Origin of the sequence: Streptomyces sp. NBC_01241, from assembly GCF_041435435.1 — a bacterium.
Classification (GTDB): Bacteria; Actinomycetota; Actinomycetes; order Streptomycetales; family Streptomycetaceae; genus Streptomyces.
Genome location: NZ_CP108494.1, coordinates 7,129,058 through 7,146,941, shown reverse-complemented (window position 1 = coordinate 7,146,941; position 17,884 = coordinate 7,129,058). Strand labels below are relative to the sequence as shown.

General features: G+C 70.5%; 15 protein-coding genes. All 15 read right to left on the bottom strand.

Translation table 11 applies throughout. The annotated features are described in order from the left end of the window. Window positions 1-197 precede the first annotated feature (197 nt). Window positions 198-2,684, bottom strand: coding sequence for an SDR family oxidoreductase (locus OG306_RS32275; protein ID WP_371665942.1), 2,487 nt, complete (start codon window positions 2,682-2,684; stop codon window positions 198-200). Continuing rightward, window positions 2,665-3,609 carry an aromatase/cyclase gene (locus OG306_RS32270; protein WP_266749710.1) on the bottom strand — a complete coding sequence of 315 codons (945 nt, stop codon included), beginning with the start codon at window positions 3,607-3,609 and terminating at the stop codon, window positions 2,665-2,667. The genes OG306_RS32275 and OG306_RS32270 overlap by 20 nt, the downstream gene beginning before the upstream one ends. Before the next feature lie 44 nt (window positions 3,610-3,653). After that, window positions 3,654-4,439, bottom strand: a complete 786-nt coding sequence (gene fabG, locus OG306_RS32265; RefSeq protein WP_266749708.1) for a 3-oxoacyl-ACP reductase FabG — start codon at window positions 4,437-4,439, stop codon at window positions 3,654-3,656. A 95-nt stretch (window positions 4,440-4,534) separates the two neighbouring features. Then, window positions 4,535-4,804, bottom strand: coding sequence for an acyl carrier protein (locus OG306_RS32260; RefSeq protein ID WP_266749707.1), 270 nt, complete (start codon window positions 4,802-4,804; stop codon window positions 4,535-4,537). A 38-nt stretch (window positions 4,805-4,842) separates the two neighbouring features. Beyond that, window positions 4,843-6,063 carry a ketosynthase chain-length factor gene (locus OG306_RS32255; RefSeq protein ID WP_266904957.1) on the bottom strand — a complete coding sequence of 407 codons (1,221 nt, stop codon included), beginning with the start codon at window positions 6,061-6,063 and terminating at the stop codon, window positions 4,843-4,845. After that, window positions 6,060-7,331, bottom strand: a complete 1,272-nt coding sequence (locus OG306_RS32250; RefSeq protein WP_266749704.1) for a beta-ketoacyl-[acyl-carrier-protein] synthase family protein — start codon at window positions 7,329-7,331, stop codon at window positions 6,060-6,062. Before OG306_RS32250 ends, OG306_RS32255 begins: the two co-directional genes overlap by 4 nt. Then, window positions 7,328-7,657 carry a TcmI family type II polyketide cyclase gene (locus tag OG306_RS32245; protein ID WP_266749702.1) on the bottom strand — a complete coding sequence of 110 codons (330 nt, stop codon included), beginning with the start codon at window positions 7,655-7,657 and terminating at the stop codon, window positions 7,328-7,330. Before OG306_RS32245 ends, OG306_RS32250 begins: the two co-directional genes overlap by 4 nt. Before the next feature lie 46 nt (window positions 7,658-7,703). Then, window positions 7,704-9,170, bottom strand: a complete 1,467-nt coding sequence (locus OG306_RS32240) for an FAD-dependent monooxygenase (protein WP_266904958.1) — start codon at window positions 9,168-9,170, stop codon at window positions 7,704-7,706. 78 nt (window positions 9,171-9,248) lie between these two features. Next, window positions 9,249-10,211: a questin oxidase family protein gene (locus OG306_RS32235; RefSeq protein WP_266749699.1), complete on the bottom strand. Its 963-nt coding sequence runs from the start codon at window positions 10,209-10,211 to the stop codon at window positions 9,249-9,251. Between the two features lie 6 nt (window positions 10,212-10,217). After that, window positions 10,218-11,972: an acetyl/propionyl/methylcrotonyl-CoA carboxylase subunit alpha gene (locus tag OG306_RS32230; RefSeq protein WP_371665941.1), complete on the bottom strand. Its 1,755-nt coding sequence runs from the start codon at window positions 11,970-11,972 to the stop codon at window positions 10,218-10,220. 1 nt (window position 11,973) lies between these two features. Then, window positions 11,974-12,555: a flavin reductase family protein gene (locus OG306_RS32225; protein ID WP_371665940.1), complete on the bottom strand. Its 582-nt coding sequence runs from the start codon at window positions 12,553-12,555 to the stop codon at window positions 11,974-11,976. Window positions 12,556-12,604: 49 nt separating this feature from the next. Then, window positions 12,605-14,317: an NAD(P)/FAD-dependent oxidoreductase gene (locus OG306_RS32220; RefSeq protein ID WP_266749696.1), complete on the bottom strand. Its 1,713-nt coding sequence runs from the start codon at window positions 14,315-14,317 to the stop codon at window positions 12,605-12,607. A gap of 190 nt (window positions 14,318-14,507) precedes the next feature. Further along, a complete protein-coding gene (locus OG306_RS32215) occupies window positions 14,508-15,452 on the bottom strand; it encodes a MarR family winged helix-turn-helix transcriptional regulator (protein WP_323183979.1) in 945 nt (314 codons plus the stop codon). A 207-nt stretch (window positions 15,453-15,659) separates the two neighbouring features. Further along, entirely contained in the window at window positions 15,660-17,135 is a 1,476-nt protein-coding gene (locus tag OG306_RS32210; RefSeq protein WP_266749693.1) for an MFS transporter, read from the bottom strand. Window positions 17,136-17,218: 83 nt separating this feature from the next. Then, on the bottom strand, window positions 17,219-17,872 hold the full coding sequence (locus tag OG306_RS32205; protein ID WP_371666288.1) for a hemerythrin domain-containing protein: 654 nt from the start codon (window positions 17,870-17,872) through the stop codon (window positions 17,219-17,221). Window positions 17,873-17,884 lie beyond the last annotated feature (12 nt).

Below are 17,884 nucleotides of genomic sequence, written 5' to 3'. Positions count from 1 at the left end.
GATCATGAAACGAGACCAACGAACCCACCTCGCTCAAGCCGCTTGGCACACAGAGGCGCTATAAAGTCACAAACGCCCGTCCGGCCGCGTGCTTGGTAACGCCCGGTGGGCCGACAGATCCCGAACAGGACAGTCGAGACGTCATTCAGCCGAGGGGTCAGACACACCAGCAGCGTCACCACGCCACATCCTCACTGTCAGCCGAGCAGGGTGCCGCCGCTCGCGTCGACGAACGAGCCGGTGACCCAGCGGGCGTCGTCGGAAACGAGGAAGGCGATGACGTCGGCGACGTCCTCGGGTTCGCCCACCCGGTTGAAGGTGGACAGGCCCGCCATGGCCGTGACAGCTTCCGGGATGTCGAAGACCGGGTTGCTGTTGCGGGTGATGCCGGGCGCGACGGAGTTGATGGTGATGTTGCGCGGGCCGAGCAGCTTGGCGAAGTGCAGGGCGAGCATCTCGACGGCGCCCTTGCTCATCGCATAGGCGATCTCGTCCGGGTTGGCGAACCGGGTGAGGCCGGAGGAGATGTTCACGATCCGGCCGCCGTCCGGAATGTTGGTGAGGGCCCGCTGGACGATGAAGAACGGCGCCTTCGCGTTCACTGCGAAGATACGGTCGAACTGCTCCGGGGTCGTGTCCTCGGCCGCGACCCCGCCCATCACCCCGGCGTTGTTGACCAGGATGTTCAGCTCCGTGGAGCCGGTGCGCTCCTTGAGCCCCTGTTCGAGCCCGAGGAAGAGTTCGTGGACGCCGCCGGGCGCCCCCAGCTCGGCCTGGACGGCGAAGGCGCGTCCGCCGTCCCTCTCGATGCGCTCCACGACCTCGGCCGCGGCGTCCGCGCCGGTCGCGTAGTGGACGGCGACGAGCGCCCCTTCCCGTGCCAGCCGTTCGGCGGTGGCCCGCCCCATGCCCCGGCTCGCGCCGGTGACCAGCGCCGTCTTTCCGGTGAGCTTGCCCATGTTCTCTCTCCTGACGATGTGTGACCCGATGTATGAGCCGGTGGGCGATGAGTGTCGGTCGGTGGGCCCGCCGCGACTGCCGGGGGCCGTGGTCTTCGGGGTGGCCGGGGTGGCCCGCACGCTCTGCGCGAGCCGCGTGTCCCGCGCGAACCAGGTGGCGAGCGCGGCTTCGAGGCCCGCGGCCGACGTACCGGCCCAGGCGACGTATCCGTCCGGGCGGACCAGGACGGCATCCACACCGTCCAGCGCCCCCCCGGCCAGACCGTCCGCAGCGCCTCCCGCCGGCCTGAACGCCGTCATGACGTCCACGCTCCGGCTCCACGGCCGGGCGGCCACCGTGAGCAGGTCCCGCCGCTCCTCCTCATCCGCCGTCACCAGCAGCATTCCGCGGGCGCCCCGCAGCAGAACGGCCGTACTCACGGACGAACCGTCCGCCTCGACGCCGTACGTCACAGAGCCCCCCGGCGCCGCCCGGAGCCTCAGTGACACCGGCGGCAGTCTGCTCCCCGCCAGCCGGTGCGGGCCGCTGCCCGGCCGCCCCGCGTCCGTAAGGGCCCCGCCGTAGCGGATGTCCAGACCGCTGATCATTCCGGCCAGGCGGGCCCGCACCCCGTCGTACGGGAGCAGCTCGCCGATCACCTGGCGCAGGCCCGTGACCTCCGGTCCGCCGAGCAGCAGCCGGGCCTGCGCACGGATGTTGGAGAGGACCTGGCGGCCCACCTCGTGCCGCTCCTCGTGGTACGAGTCCAGCAGGCGGGCCGGGGCCCGGCCCCGGGCGGCGGCGGCCAGCTTCCAGCCCAGGTTGACCGCATCCTGGAGGCCCAGGTTGAGGGCCTGGCCGCCGATCGGCATCTGCGCGTGGGCGGCGTCCCCCGCGAGGAACACCCCCCCGTGCCGGTAGCATTCGGCCTGCCGGGAGACATCGCCGAACGCGTTGACCCACAGGGGTGTTCCGGCCGACAGGTCCTCACCGGTGACGTTGCGCCAGGCGTCCACGATGTCGGCGAAAGACGCCTCGGCGGCGCGTGGCGTACGGCCGAACTCATGGACCATCACGCGGGTGACGCCGTCGCCCCGGCGGGCCGCGATCGCCAGCCCGTGCGGCAGCCGTTCGAAGCGCCGGCCGCGGATGTCGATGCCGTCGATGTCTGCGCGGATCAGCTCCCGCCGGGCGTCGGTCCCGGGGAACTCGATGCCGGCGAGCCGGCGCACGGTGGATCCCTCGCCGTCGCACCCGACGACGTACGGGGCGGTGATCCGTACCGGAACACCGCCGGGCCCCGCCGCCTCGACCACGGCCCGGTCGGGGTGCTGCTCCAGACCGGTGACCCGGTGGCCGCGTCGCACCTCGGCGCCGAGCCGTACGGCCCAGGCACCGAGGACCACTTCGGTGCGGGTCTGCGGGACCTTCCACTGCCCCGGGTACGGTCCGGGCAGCCGCAGGTCCAACGGATGGCCGCCGAAGTGGCCCATGGGCTCGTCCGGCGGGGTTCCGATCTCGTCCAACAGCCCTCGCTGGTCGAGGATCTCCATGGTGCGGGCGTGGAGCGTGGACGCGCGGGACTCGGTCGTCGGTGCGTCGAGTTGGTCCAGCACGATCACGTCCGCACCGCCGAGCCGCAGTTCCCCGGCGAGCATCAGCCCGACGGGGCCCGCGCCCACGACGACGACATCCGTGCCCGTGGTGACGTGGGCCCGCACGGCATCAGCGCCGTGCTTCGGCATAGTCCTTGGCGTGGCCGAGGGTGGCGCGGCTGTTGGTGCTGAGCGCCGACCTCACGTACTCCCGCGCCTGCGCGACGGCCGCCTCCGGCCCGAGGATCTTCTCGATGTTCTCGGCCCGGATGACCACGGTGTGCTGGGAGGTGGCGGCGACACCCGTGTCCGTCTCCCGGAAGGTCCAGACACCGGTGTGCAGGTTCATCAAGGCGGGCAGGGTGGTCTGCTTGTACGCGATCTTCTCGCCGTTCAGGCAGACCCGGTACGACTTCGTCGTGTGCACGGAGCCGTCCTTGGCGCGAGTGTCCATCTCCAGGGTCTGGAGGCCGGGGCTGTCCTCGGTGAGCCGGACGACCGCCACGTGCGGCAGCCGCTCCGACCAGAGCCCGGCCTCGTTGATGAAGTCGTAGACGTCCTTGGCCGCGCCGGCGATCTCGACGGTGTCCTCGAAGGAGAAAGTCAACTCCTCCGAGGCCGTCGCCAATTCGACGTTGGTCTTCAGGGCGGCGAGCTCGGAGCGCGAGTTTCGGTCGACGGCCTCCTCGATCCAGGCGAGCCCGGCCGGGTCGTCGTCGACGGCGGTGTAGTCGTGCTGGAGCCTGATCCGCGACTCGGTGGCCGAAAGCGGCTCGATGATCCACGTGCCGCCCATCGTCGCGACCGGCGGGGTCGAGACCTGCTGGCGGAAGGTGATGCGCATCGCCTCGCGGTCCAGGAAGCGGCGCGACGTCCAGTTCTTGGCCTCGCCGTTGGCCGTGGCCCAGATGCGGATGAGCTCCTCGTCGTCGGAACGCTCGATGTGGTCCACGTAGATGGTCGGGGGGAAGATCCGCGGCCAGTTCTCCACCTCGGCGATCAGCCGGTACACCTCCGCGGCCGGGGCCGAGACCGTGATCTCGTGCTCCACCTCGCGCGGTCGGGAGTCGGACATGCTCTTCATCTCCTCGGGTCGTCTCCTCGGGAAGCGGTCACGGCTCAGAAGTTGCCGAGGCCGCCGCAGACGTTGAGTGCCTGCGCGGTGATGGAGGCCGCCGTGTCGGAGGCGAGATAGCCCACCAGGCCGGCCACCTCCTCGGGGGTGGAGTAGCGGCCGAGGGGGATCTTCGCGGTGAACTTCTGCATGATCGCGTCCTCGGACGTGTCGTACGCGGCCGCGTAGCCGGCCCGCACGCGCTGCGCCATCGGCGTCTCGACGTACCCGGGGCAGACCGCGTTCACGGTGATGCCGGTGGGGGCGAGTTCGTTGCCGAGCGCCTTGGTGAAGCCGACCACGCCGTGCTTGGAAGCGGAGTAGGGAGCCCCGAGCACCACGCCCTGCTTCCCGGCGGTGGAGGCGATGTTGATGATCCGGCCACGGTCCTTGCGGCGCATGCCGCCCGTGTTCAGTACGGCGCGGGTGAGGCGGAAGACGCTGGTGAGGTTGGTTTCCATGACGTCGTTCCACAGCTCGTCGTCGAGGTCGGCGGTGACTCCGCCGCCGCTGCGGCCCGCGTTGTTGACGAGGACGTCGACCGTGCCGAAACGTTTTACCGCCGTCTGTACGAAGGTGTCGACAGAGTCCGGGGAGCGCACGTCCAGGGCCGTGCCGTCGGCCTCCAGTCCCTCCTCGCGCAGGGACTTGACGGTGGCGGCGACGTTCTCGGCGTCACGGGCGCCGATGAAGACGCGGTGCCCCTGCGTGGCCAGCAGCCGGGCCACCGCCAGGCCGATTCCGCTGGTGGCGCCGGAGATGAGGGCGACGGGTCGGTCGTTTCCGGGCATGACTGCTCCTTGGTAGGAGAAGGAATGTGATGGGGTACGGGAGGGGCTGACGCGGTACGACGGCCGGTGCGGGTGCCGTGCGTGCCGGACAACGGTCAGGCAGGGGCCGTCTGACCCAGGTGCCCGTTCACGACCTCGACCATGCGGCGCGGCGTCCGCACGTTGCTCACCACCGAGTCGTCGAGCGTGATGCCGTACTCGCGCTCGATCCGGCCGCACGTCTCCAGGATCGCCAGGGACTCGTAGCCCAGCGCCTCGAAGTCCGCGTCGAGGATGTCGCCGTCGAAGTCGACGCTCTCGTCGGCACCGGCTCCCTCGCGCAGGATGCGCTTGAGGTTCTCCAGGGTGAATGTCTGGGTGTCCATGTGTTCTTCCGTCCTTCTCTCAGCTGCGGGGAGGGGAACTACAACGCGCTTGCCACGACCGCCGAATTGAAGCCGCCGTGACCCCGGGCGAGCACCAGGGCGTTGCGGACAGGGAGCGCCCGGGGCTGCCCGGTGACCAGGTCCAGGTCATAGCCGGGGTCCGGCTCGACGTTGACGGTGGCCGGGACGAGGCCTTCCCGCATGGCGAGGAAGGCGGTCGCGATATCGAGGGGTGCGGCGCCCGAGCAGAGGCGGCCGGTCATCGTCTTCGGGGCGGTGACGGGCACCCTGTGCGGCCCGAAGACGGCGTTCAGGGCCTCCGCCTCGGCCCGGTCCAGCTCCGGGACCGCCGCCGCGTCGGCGAACACCACGTCGATGTCACCCGCCTCCAACTCAGCATCGGCCAGGGCGAGTTCGATGGCCTTACGCAGCCCCGACGGACGGCTACTGCCGGGGGCGGGGTCGAAGGTGGAGCCGTACCCGGCGATGTGTCCGTAGACCGGGGCGCCGCGTTCCCCGGCCGCCGCCTCATCCTCCATGACGAGGATGGCGCCGCCCTCTCCGGGGACGTGCCCGGTGGCGGCCGCGTCGAAGGGGACGTACGCGGTGCCGGGGTCGTCGCCGGTAGCCAGCCGGCCGCCCGCGAGCTGGGCGACCCAGCCCCAGGGGCAGATCGAAGCGTCCACCGAACCGGAGACGACCAGCCGCGTCCCCTTGCGGATCTGCCGACGGGCCTGGGCCAGCGCGTCGAGGCCGCCCGCCTGGTCCGAGACGACGACGCTGCTGGGGCCCTTCATGCCGTTGCGGATCGAGATCTGGCCGCTGTTGACCGCGTAGAACCAGGCAAAGGACTGGTAGGCGGAGACGTACTGGCTGCCTTCGCTCCACAGCTTCTGCAGCTCGCCCTGGCCGAACTCGAAGCCCCCGGAGGAGCTGGCGGTGACCACACCCATGGAGTAGGCGGGCAGTTCGGCCGGCTCGACACCGGCGTCCGCGAGCGCCCAGTCGGTGGCGACGAGAGCGAGGCGCGTCATGTGGTCGGTCTGGGCCATCAGCCGGCTGGGCAGATGCTCGGATGCGGTGAACCCCGGCACCTCCCCCGCCAGCCGCGCCGGATACTGCGAGGGGTCGAAGCGGGTGATCCGGCCGATGCCGCTCTTGCCGACCCGGGCCGCGGCCCAATAGGCCTCGGTGCCGAGGCCGTTGGGGGCGGTGATGCCGAGTCCCGTCACCACCGCGCGCGGGGCGCCCGTACTCATGGCAGTCTCCTCTCCGGCCGGGCGAGCACCATGGCGCTCTGGAAGCCGCCGAAGCCGCTGCCGACGGTCAGAACCGTGTCGGTACGCTGCTCACGTGCCGTCAGCGGTACGTAGTCGAGGTCGCACTCCGGGTCCGGGGTGTGCAGGTTGGCCGTCGGAGGCACCACGTTCTGCTCCATCGCGAGGACGGAGGCGGCGATCTCGATCGAGCCGATCGCGCCCAGCGAGTGCCCGACCATCGACTTGATGGAGGAGACCGGCGTGCGGTACGCGTGGTCGCCCAGGCTCTTCTTCAGTGCGGCGGTCTCGTGGCGGTCGTTCTGCTTGGTGCCGGAGCCGTGCGCGTTGACGTAGTCGATGGACTCGGCGTTCAGCCGGGCCTCGTGCAGCGCGACGTTGATCGCCTCGGCCATCTCCGCCCCGTCCGCGCGCAGCCCCGTCATGTGGAAGGCGTTGCAGCGCGAGGCGTACCCGGCGATCTCCGCGTAGATGTGCGCCCCGCGCTTCCGCGCGCTGTCCAGCTCCTCCAGGACGAAGACCGCCGACCCCTCCCCCAGCACGAACCCGTTGCGGGTCCCGTCGAACGGCCGGGAGGCGTGCTCGGCGTCGTCGTTGCGGGGCGTCGTCGCCTTGATGGCGTCGAAGCAGGCCAGGGTGATCGGGGAGATCGGCGCGTCCGTCGCCCCGGCCACCATCACGTCGGCGGAGCCCTCACGGATCAGCTCCACCGCGTGGCCCACCGCGTCGATGCCCGAGGTGCAGCCGGTCGAGACGACCGTGGCGGCTCCCTCGGCCCCGACCGCCCAGGCGACCTCGGCGGCGAACGAGCTGGGGACCAGGTAGTTGTAGAGGTGCGGGACCGCGTAGGTGTGGTCCACGTGTGAGAGCCGGCCGCCGTCGCTGACCACCCGGTACTCCTCGTCCAGGCCCATCGTCGCGCCGACCGCGCTGCCGATGGTGACGCCGGTGCGGTACGGGTCCAGCGCGGTCAGGTCGAGGCCGCTGTCGGCGACCGCCTCCCGGGTCGTGACGACCGCCAGTTGGGCGGCCCGGTCCATCCGGCGGATCTCCTGCGGGCTCAGCCCGTGCGCCTCCGGGTCGAAGTCGATCTCGGCCGCGACCCGGGAGCGGAACGCGGAGGGGTCGAAGAAGGTGATGCCGCGCGTCGCGGTGCGCCCCTCGCTCAGCAGGCTCCAGAAGCTCTTGGCTCCGATGCCGTCGGGGGCGGTGACGCCGACCCCCGTGATGACCACGCGTCTGGCGCTCACTCGCGCCCCTCCCAGTCGTAGAAGCGGGTGGCGAGGGCGTCGGCAGGGGACCGCCAGGTCGCCGGGTCGTACGCCTCGATGAACGGCTTGAGGTCGTCGCTGATCCGCTGGAAGCGCGGGTCGGTCTTGGCCGCCTCGATCAGCTCACCGCCGTTGTCGGTGTCGAAGTCCTGGAGGTGGAAGTAGAGGTTCCGGTATGAGAAGAGCTGGCGGCGGCGGGTGCCCATCAGATGCGGCATGTCGCTGCCGTCGAACTCGCGGAAGAGCCGGGCGACCTCCTGGCTGGAGCCGGGGTTCATCCGGGCCACGATCAACGTGCTGTGCATGGGGTCTCCGTAGGGTGTCGGGCGGCCTGGGAGGGCCGTGGACAGTTCAGCGCGCCGGGCCGAACCAGCGGTCCAGCGCCATCGGCAGATCGGCGAAGCTGCCCGGCGCGGCCCACGCCACATGGCCGTCGGGGCGCAGCAGCAGGGCACTGGTGTCCCCCAGGCAGCCGGCGGTGGGACCGGGCACGGTGGCGGTGACGAGATCGACGCGGTCCACCCAGGGGGCGGCCCGGCGGCGCAGCTCGGCGTTGTCCTGAAGGTCCAGCAGCACCCCCCGGCCCGGACGCAGGGCCTCGGTGCTCGACGCCGGCTGCCCGGCCCCTTCGAGGGGGACGTGCGGCAGTCGCAGGCCGAGCAACGGGTGTTCCCCGCCGTCGAGTTCGTAACGGATGTCCAGGCCGCCGACCATGGCCGCGAAGTGCTTGCTGACCTCGGGGTAGCGGATCAGTTCGTGCAGGACGTCGCGCAGGGGCTGCACCTCCGCGCCGGTCAGGAACAGCAGCCCCTGGGCCTGGGTGTTCATCAGCAGCCGCTTGCCGACCGGGTGGCGCTCCTCGTGGTAGGTGTCCAGCAGCGCCTCCGGGGCCCGGCCCCGGACCACCGCCGCCAGCTTCCAGCCGAGGTTCACGGAGTCCTGGATGCTGGTGTTCATGCCCTGGCCGCCCGCGGGCAGATGGATGTGGGCGGAGTCCCCGGAGAGGAAGATGCGGCCGCGCCGGTACTCGGTGGCGTGCCGGGTGGCGTCGCCGAAGGAGGACACCCAGACGGGCTCGGCGTGCGAGATGTCGTCGCCGGTGAGCCGCTGCCAGGCATTCGCGACCTCCTGCCAGGTCGGCGGGGCCTCGCGGCGCCGGGGCGGGGTGCCCCGCTCGCACACGATCAGCCGGGTCGAGCCACCCGGCAGCGGGCCGACCATCACCATGCCCCCGTCCAGGGTCTCCCCGATCATGCGCGGTGCGAGGGTGATGCCCTTGACGTCGGCCAGAAACATCTCCAAGGTCGCCGCGGTGCCGGGGAATTCGAAGCCGGCGGCCTTGCGCACGGTGGAGCGGCCGCCGTCACAGCCGACCAGGTAGTCGGCGCGCAGGGTGTGAACGCCCCCCGGGCCGCGCACCTCGACCTCGACGCAGTCCTCCTTGTCCGTGACGGAGAGGAGTTCATGGCTGCGCCGGATGTCGGCGCCGAGCTGGGTGGCCCACTCCTCAAGCACGGTCTCGGTGGCGGACTGCGGGATGGTCTTCGCCGCCTGGTGCGCGCCCTTCAGGACCCCGAAGTCGACGGGCAGGCCGCCGAAGTGGCCCACGTTGCTGACCTCGATGTCCCCGAAGCGGGAGAGCAGGCCGCGCTGGTCGAAGATCTCCATGGTCCGGGCGGTGAAGCCCAGACCGCGGGATTCCCCGGTGCGCGCCGCCAGCTTCTCCAGCACGATGACATCGGCGCCCGCGAGGCGCAGTTCACCGGCCAGCATCATGCCGGCGGGTCCCGCGCCCGCGACGATCACCTGTGCGTCCATCGGTCCTCCTCGTGAAATCCCGCCGAGGGGCGGGGAACGGGTCCTGTGGTGCGCTGCAAGAGGTACGGGGCCGCCGGTTCACCTGCGGAAACGGGCCAGCCCCTGGTTCGCCGCGTGGGCGGCCGCCGCGTAGCGGGGGTCGGGGGCGAGTGCCTGGTGGCGTACGGCCACCTCGGCCAGCTTGATGGCATGCTCGTCACCGATGGCGGCGGCAGTGGCGAAGACCTCGGCAAGGTCCGGCACCCCTTTCCGACCGACGGGTGCCTTCACGGCAGGTACGGAGAACCAGCCGAGCATCGAGGCGCTGACGTCCCGCGCGACCAGGTACGAGGGGTGGCGCTGGGCGGCCGGCAGGTGCTCGACGACCAGACGGACCGCCGCCGGGCCGGTGATGGAGTGGATCAGCGGCACCGGGTGGCGCTGGGGTACGGAGGCGTAGATGCCGGAGTACTCAGCTACCAGGTCGTCGAGCGCGGCGGCCGCCCCTTCGCCGTCGCCGGTACGCGGGTCCTCGTCGCCCGGCCGGATGCCGTGCGCGTGGCTCGCGTATCGAGCGGCCCAGTAACCCAGGCCCTGAGCCAGCTCGTTGCGGAGCAGCCGGTCGCCCTCGGCCTCCCCCACCCGGGAGATGGCCCGGACCGCATGTGCCGTCCGGATGACTCCGTGGGTGAGGACGCCCGACATCCCGGGAAGCAGCCTCGGCCACCACCGGGCCAGCACCTCCGGCCAGGGCGCGAGGGCGAGTTCACGCTCGAAGAGGGCGGTCCAGTCAGCCACCCGGCTGAAGTCCCCGAGCGCGGGCCGCCAGTCGTCGGAATCCGCCGCGTCGATCGTCCACCGGGCCTCGGGGACATCGTGGTACGTGTGCGTACGGAGGTTGTGGTCGACCCAGCGTGGTACGTCGTCGGCGTACCCCATGTACGCCAAGGCCTCGGCCGCCATCGGCGCGTGGTTGACGAACCGGGGCCCGTGCTCGAACCCGACTCCGCGCAGCCGCTCCAGGGCCCCGCTCACAGCATCGGTGTAGGTCAGTGGAGCCACGGGCGATCAGTCCTTGATGTCGCAGATGGTGGCGCCCGTGCTGACGGTGGACCCGGCGGCGAGCAGCCCCTTGACGGTGCCGGAGCGGTGGGCGTTGAGGGGCTGTTCCATCTTCATGGCCTCCAGGACGACGACGAGGTCGCCCTCCTTGACCTCCTGGCCCTCCTCGACCGCCACCTTGACGACGGTGCCCTGCATCGGGGAGGCGAGCGTGTCGCCGGCGGCCGCGGTGGTGCGCGTTCCGCGGCCGCGCGGCTGGGACCTGGCGGGGCCGGCCGGTGCGGAGACGGTCCGGGCCAGGGCGAGGAAGGACGGGAGGACCACTTCGAGGCGCTGCCCACCGACTTCGACGATGACCCGTTCACGGGTGGATTCCGCGCCGGTGCCGGTCGCCTCGGCCGGAGGGACGAACGCCTCGATGCTGTTGGCGAACCCGGTCTCGATCCACCGGGTGTGGACGGTGAAGGGGTCCGAGGTGAAGGCGGGGTCGGCGACGACGGCCCGGTGGAAGGGGATGGCGGTGGCCATGCCTTCGACGGTGAACTCGGCGAGGGCGCGGGCGGCGCGTTGGAGGGCCTGTTCGCGGGTGGCGCCGGTGACGATGAGCTTGGCGAGGAGGGAGTCCCAGGCCTGGCCGATCACGCTGCCGGATTCGACGCCCGCGTCGAGGCGGATACCCGGCCCGGTGGGCGGGGCAAAGGTGGTGACGGTGCCGGGGGCGGGAAGGAAGCCGCGGCCGGGGTCTTCGCCGTTGATGCGGAACTCGAAGGAGTGGCCGCGTACAGCGGGGTCGTCGTAGCCGAGTTCCTCGCCGTCGGCGATGCGGAACATCTCGCGTACGAGGTCGATGCCGGTGACCTCTTCGGTGACGGGGTGCTCGACCTGGAGGCGGGTGTTGACCTCCAGGAACGAGATCGTCCCGTCGACCCCGACGAGGAACTCGACGGTGCCGGCGCCGACGTAACCGGCTTCCTTGAGGATTGCCTTGGACGCCGCGTACAGCTCCTCGTTCTGCGCCCGGGTCAGGAAGGGGGCCGGGGCCTCCTCCACGAGCTTCTGGTGGCGGCGCTGGAGGGAACAGTCACGGGTCGAGACGACCACCACGTTGCCGTGCTGGTCGGCCAGGCACTGGGTCTCCACGTGACGCGGCTTGTCGAGGTAGCGCTCGACGAAGCATTCGCCCCGCCCGAACGCGGCGACCGCCTCACGCACGGCGGAGTCGTACAGCTCGGGGATCTCCCCCAGCGTGCGGGCCACCTTCAGCCCGCGCCCGCCACCGCCGAACGCCGCCTTGATCGCGATCGGGAGACCGTTCTGCTCGGCGAACGCCACGACCTCCGCGGAGCCGGAAACCGGGTCGGGGGTACCGGCCACGAGGGGGGCGCCGGCGCGCTGGGCGATGTGGCGGGCGGCGATCTTGTCGCCGAGGTCACGGATGGCCTGCGGGGGCGGGCCGATCCATGTCAGCCCGGTGTCCAGGACGGCCTGGGCGAACTCGGCGTTCTCCGACAGGAACCCGTACCCCGGGTGGATCGCGTCCGCGCCGGAGTCCGCGGCGGCCTGGAGCACCTTGGCCATGTCCAGATAGCTGGCGGCCGGGGTGTCACCGCCCAGAGCGAACGCCTGGTCGGCGGCCCGGACATGCAACGCGTCCCGGTCCGGATCGGCGTAGACTGCCACGCTCGCGATCCCCGCGTCCCGGCACGCCCGAGCAACGCGGACAGCGATTTCGCCACGGTTGGCGATGAGCACCTTGCGCATGTCAGCCGGCCCGGGCCGGGCTCGCCGCCGGGCCCTTCGATCCGGCCTGGCCGAAGCGCCCGTCCGTCGACTCCAGCGGGCCCAGGGTCCCGTCGAAGAAGATCAGCGGTTCCTGGGCACTCCCCGGCGCGGCCAGCTCCAGCACCTCACCGACCACGATGTCGTGGTCCCCGCCGGGGTGCACGGCCACCGTGGAGCAGGTCAGGTACGCCAGGGCCTCGGTGAGGACCGGCGGCCCGTCCGGGGCGAAGTGGTGCGGGATGCCGTGGAATCCCTTCGGGCGGCGGCCGGCGAAGGCGCGGGCCAGTTCCTGTTGGCTGCCCGAGAGGAAGTTGACGGCGAAAGTGCCGTGCCGGCCGATCACTGCGTGCATCCGCGATTCCTTGTGCAGACAGAAAAGGACCAGCGGCGGGTCGAGCGAGACCGACGTGAAGGAATTCACCGTCGTTCCTTCGGCCTGGTCTTCGGTTCCGGCGGTGATGACCGTCACCCCGGTCGCAAAGAGGCCACAGATGCGACGGAATTCCTTCGGCGCTATCGGCTGTTTCACCTGGCTGCGAGTCAGTGAGCGCGCTGCGGACATGTGCAATCCCTTTCGTGATGGCTGCCGGTCTCGGAGCGTGCGCGCGTACCTAAAGGAGCTTGCGTACCTTGGCCCCGGCCTTGACGATGCCGAGCAGGAATTCCCGGCCGACGCTGTTCATTTCCGGGGGCGCCTGGACCGAGGCCCAGTAGAGGAAACGGGCCATGGTGGCGGTCGACGGGTAGATGAATCGCTTGCTCTCGTCCTTCCATCCAAAGACGGGATTGACGATGGGCGATTCGTCGAGGAGCTTGAAGATGATGTCGGCCGCCTCGTCCCCGCTCAGGGCGCCTGCTTCGAACTTCTCGCAGGTTTCCGCGGTGCTTTCGAGCAGGATCTTGAACTTGTCGCTCTGCGGCCACCACAGGCCGGGGTAGTCGTTCCGCTCCAGCTGCCGGAAGTGGACCGGGTCCTTGTCCCGCAGATGCTTGAGGCGGGCCCGGGTCAGACGCATCGTGCCCGGGGTGATGAACGAACCCCACACGCGGAAGACGGCGTTCCAGAGGCGGAAGTGCGAGAAGGCGATGAAGGAGCTGTTGACGATCTCGTCGTTGTACTGGAGCAGGCCCTGCTCCAGGCGCTCCACGTACTCGAAGCGCTCGGCCGAGAAGTCGCCGTCCTTGAATGCCTCCAGCAGCCGGGAGGTCAGGGCGTCGACCACTTCAAGGGTGTTGGACAGTCCCCGGGAGAACAGCGGGTCCAGGAAGCCGGCGGCGTGCGACATCAGGCACCAGCGGTCGCCGATGGTCTGCTTGGAGGAGTACTGGAGCCGGTCCGTCGACACCCACTCCCGGACCTTGCTCGCGCCCTCGAACTGCCGCTTGACCGCCGGGTACTTGTCGAGGAAGAGCTCGAACTCCTGCTCAGGGGTGAGGTCCTTGGGCTTGGGGTAGGTGCGCTCGTCCATGGTCAGGCCGACGCTGCACAGCGGGTTGCGCGAGTCCTTGTGGTTGTCGAACGGAATGATCCAGAACCAGCCGCGCTCGATGAGGTGGTGCATCGTCCCGGTGTGCCAGTCGGCCGGCGGCCGCAGCTCCTTGGGGTGACCACTGACGTCGTCGAACCGCTTCACGCCCACGTAGTGCGTGAACATGGAGCGGGAGTGGTGCTTGAAGCGGGCCGGCTGGTCGCGCAGGTCGAACTTCTGGGCGAGCGGCGAGCGGAACCCGGAGGCGTCCACCACGTACTTCGCGCGGAACGACTCGGGCTCCGCGCCCGGGGCTCCGCTGCGGCCGGTGACTGTGACGCCGTCCTCGTCGAAGTCGACGTCATTGGCCCGCCAGCTCTGCTTCGCCACACAACCGTACTTCACGGCGACGTGGAACATGAAGGAGTCGCTGTCCTGCCGGAACATGTGGCTGTTCTGGTGGAAGATCTTGGGCAGCGCCAGCTGGGTGGCCTCGCGCGGGTCGGGCTCTTCTCCGACCTCGTGCTTCATGAACCCGAAGTGGGCCTTGGTCCCGAAGGTCGGCGCGATGTCCCGGGTGCTCTGCCGCACACTGGCCAGGCTCTTGAGTTCGGGGAGGTCGTGGCGCTCGGCGAGAATATGGATCCATTCGACGAGCTGCGGGGTCATCGACTCACCGATCACGAAACGCGGATGGGTGGTGGCATCGACGAGAAGAACCCTCGCTCCGTGCTTCGCGAGAATTGCTCCGGTCACCGATCCGGCGATACCGGAACCCAGGATGATGACGTCGTACGTCGCCTCCCCGAGTATGCCGTCCGCTCCTTTGGGCCTTTCGTTCGTCTGGGTGACCACGGGCCGTCTCCTTCGTCAGGTGGGGTGCGATCCAGTGCGAAAAGAGGGCACAAAAAAACAGGCCCTTCCTATGGCTTGGAATGGCCTTCGGGAGGAGCCTGAAAAAGGGTACGAGTGAACCGCTGAACAAAGCGTGACAGGAATTGTGCGGACGGTCAACCCCCGCTGGAAAAAAGCAGGTTACCGGGGCTCAGTCACGTCTTCCGGCTGCTTCGGCGACACCGGGATGGGCGGGTTCGAGGAGCTGGACGAGCAGGGCCCTCAGCTCGTCCTCGCCGCCGGGGCCAAGCAGCTCCGCGACGTCCGCGGCGAGCAGGTCCACGGCCTCCGCGACCGCCTTCAGCTGGGTGTGCCCGAACTCGGTGAGCTCCAGGGCGTGCCGGCGCCGGTCGTGTGGGTCGCGCCCGCGGTGGACCATCCCGCCGTCGACGAGCTCGTCCACCAGCTGCGAGGTCGCGGGCCCGGTGATGGCCAGCTCCTGGGCGAGCCGCTGCTGCGGACAGGGTCCGGAGATGGCGAGGATGGACAGCGGCCCGTAGTGGCGCACCCGCAGGCCCGTCCCGCCCAGCTTCTCGTCGCCCAGTCGGCGCAGCCGGTGGTGGGCCTGCTCGACGAGGTGCTCGGTGCCCTGCACGAGGTTCTGGGTGCCCTGCGGGAGCAGCCGCGCGAGCAGGGTGTTGAGGCGGATGACCTGCTCGGGGCTGAGGGCGGCGGTGAGCCGCGCGTCTCGCTCAGCGACCGCGCGGCGGCCCACCTCCACGGTGGAGCGGCCCTCGTCGGTCAGGGAGAGGATGTACTGGCGGCGGTTGTCCGGGTTACGGGTGCGGAGCACCTGGCCCCGGCCCTCCAGGCGGTCGATGACGCCGACCATGATGGTCCGGTTGATGCCGAGGCGCTCGGCCAGGTCGAGCTGGGAGACCCAGTCACCGCCGGTCAGTGCGTCCAGGACGAGGATGTCCCGGGAGCCGTCCTCCGGACCGTCCGCGAAGGTGGCGAACTGGGCGAAGACCCGGCGCAGAAGGTAGCCGATGAATCCGGTGAGCGCTTCCGGGAGGACGCCGGGGACTTCGGCTGTGGCCTCGGTCTCCGAAACGGGACCTCGCGTCGCGTCGGGCTCGCCTCGCACCATCGTCATCTCCCCTTCGGAACCGGGTAACCGAGTATACGGCGGACAATCCCGGCCGGACGGGGCCCGGATCACCGGACCACCGCCCGCCGGGGCCTGCCGTACGTCATGGCGCGGGGGCGCTCGCGCACCGGACCCCGCCCGGAGGGGGGAGGGGCCCGGGCGGGGTCGGAAAGAACCGGCGGCGGCCCGCGGAAGCGAGCCGCCGCCGGTCCGCTACTGGGGCTGCGGCTGAGCCTGCGGTGCCGTGGCCTTGATGGTGCCCAGGGTCACGATCAGGGCGATCAGGTAGATGCCGCCGCCGATGAGGAGCCCGTAGGAGTAGCCGGTGGTGAGCGCTTCGGACCGGTCGCCGGGGAGCCTGGCCTCGGTGATGACCGAGGCGGTCGCGGCCAGGATGGCGAGGCCGACCGCGCCACCGATCTGCTGGCTGGTGTTGATCAGACCCGCCGCGATCCCGGTGTCCTCCGGGGAGACACCGCGGACGCTGATGACGGTGACGGTGACGAAGACCAGGCCGAGGCCGAAGCCGCAGACCAGCTGGGCGGGCAGCAGGACGGCGAAGGCGTTCTGGCCGGGCTCCAGGAAGCTGAGCCAGACCATGCCGGCGATGCCGATGACCAGTCCGACGGAGATGACCGAGCGCTCGGGTGCCTTGGCCAGCAACTGCGGTCCGACACCGCCGGCCGCGATGCCGATCCCGATGGCGAACGGGAGGTAGGCGAGGCCGGTGATCATCGGCTCGTATCCCTTGACGACCTGCATGTAGAGGGTCAGGAAGTAGAAGGTGGCGAGCATGCCCGCACCGACCAGGAACATGACCGCGTTGGCTCCGGCGCGGCTCTTGTCGGCCAGGACGGCGCCCGGCACCATCGGTGCGCGGCTGGAGCGCTGGATGACGATGAAGGCGACGATCAGCACGACCGCTGCGGCCAGGCCGATCAGGGTGACCCCGTCGCCGAGGCCCTTCTCGCCCGCCCGGTTGATGCCGTAGACGAGGGAGCCGAACCCGAAGGTCGCGGTCAGCGCGCCGGGCACGTCGACCTTGCCGCGGTCGCGCTCGCCCTCCTTGAGGACGCCGGTGCCGATCAGCACCGCGATGGCGATCGGGATGTTGATGTACATGACCCAGCGCCAGCTGAAGAATTCGGTCAGCGCGCCGCCGAGGAGCAGGCCGACGACCGAGCCGAGCCCGCCCATCGCCCCGTACACGCCGAGCGCCTTGTTGCGGGCCGGTCCTGCCGGGAAGGTGGAGGCCAGCAGGGAGAGCGCGGTGGGTGCCGCGATCGCGGCGCCGACGCCCTGGAAGACACGGGCGGTGATCAGCACTTCGCCGCTGCCCGCGAGGCCGCCGAGCAGCGAGGCGAGGCTGAAGATCACGAGTCCGGTACGGAACACCCGGCGGCGGCCGAAGAGGTCGCCTGCCCGGCCACCGGCCAGCAGCAGCCCGCCGAAGGCCAGGGCGTAGGCGGTGATGACCCAGCCGAGGTTGGCGTCGGAGAGGCCCAGCGAGCTCTGCATGCTCGGCAGGGCGACGGCCACGATCGTGTTGTCGAGGACCAGCATGAGCTGGGCGGCCGCGATGACCGCGAGCGCGAGGCCGAGCCGGTCGCCGGCAGGGGCCGGTGCGGTGGCGCCCGAGGACGCGACGGCGCCCGGTGGAGCGGCTTCGGTTCTGTCCTGCATAGACATGAACGTCTCCAGAGGTGATTGGGGGAGGTGGATCCGGCCGCTCCCGGCCGGAGGAGCGGGACGGGCCGGCCCGGGGGACGGGTTCAGCGTCCTGCGGCGTCCTTGACGGCCCAGATGTCCAGGTCCGCGTAGGCGGCACGCCACTCGGTCTCGTAGGCGGCACGCAGGGGAGGCGGGAGCTTGCCGAGGATGGCGGCAACCCGGGCGGCGTCGATGTCGTCCAGGAGCCAGGGGAGGTAGCGGTTGGCGTCGCTCCCGATCCGGTCCTTCTGTTCGACACTGAACGCCGTCCACTGCTCCGGACTCATGGTCAGGTCCATGAGCGCGAGCGCCTCCCGCTCCTCGTGGTCCAGGTGGGCATTGAGGTCGGTGAAGAGCGTGTCGACGAGGCCGCCGAGGCGTTCGGCGCCCGTGTCACGGTCGGCCAGGGCCGCGTCGATGTCCGTCAACAGCGGGTCGATTACGGCGTGTTCGGCCTCCATCGCGTCGAGGAGGGCGGTCTCGGAGTCACGCCCGGCCAGCGCCTTGTACATCACTGGCCACACGGTGAGGTCCTCGGAGGTGTGGTGGGCCGTGAGGAACTTCTTGAACAGCTCCCAGCCGACCGCGGTGCTCAGCACGTGCCGCGGGTCCTCGTCCACCCGGGAGGTGATCCGTGCGATGCGCTCCAGTTCGCGGCGGAGCGCATCGTGGATAGCGAACATCATCGTCATGTCGAGGTTCTTGAAGTCGCCCATCATCTCTTCCCT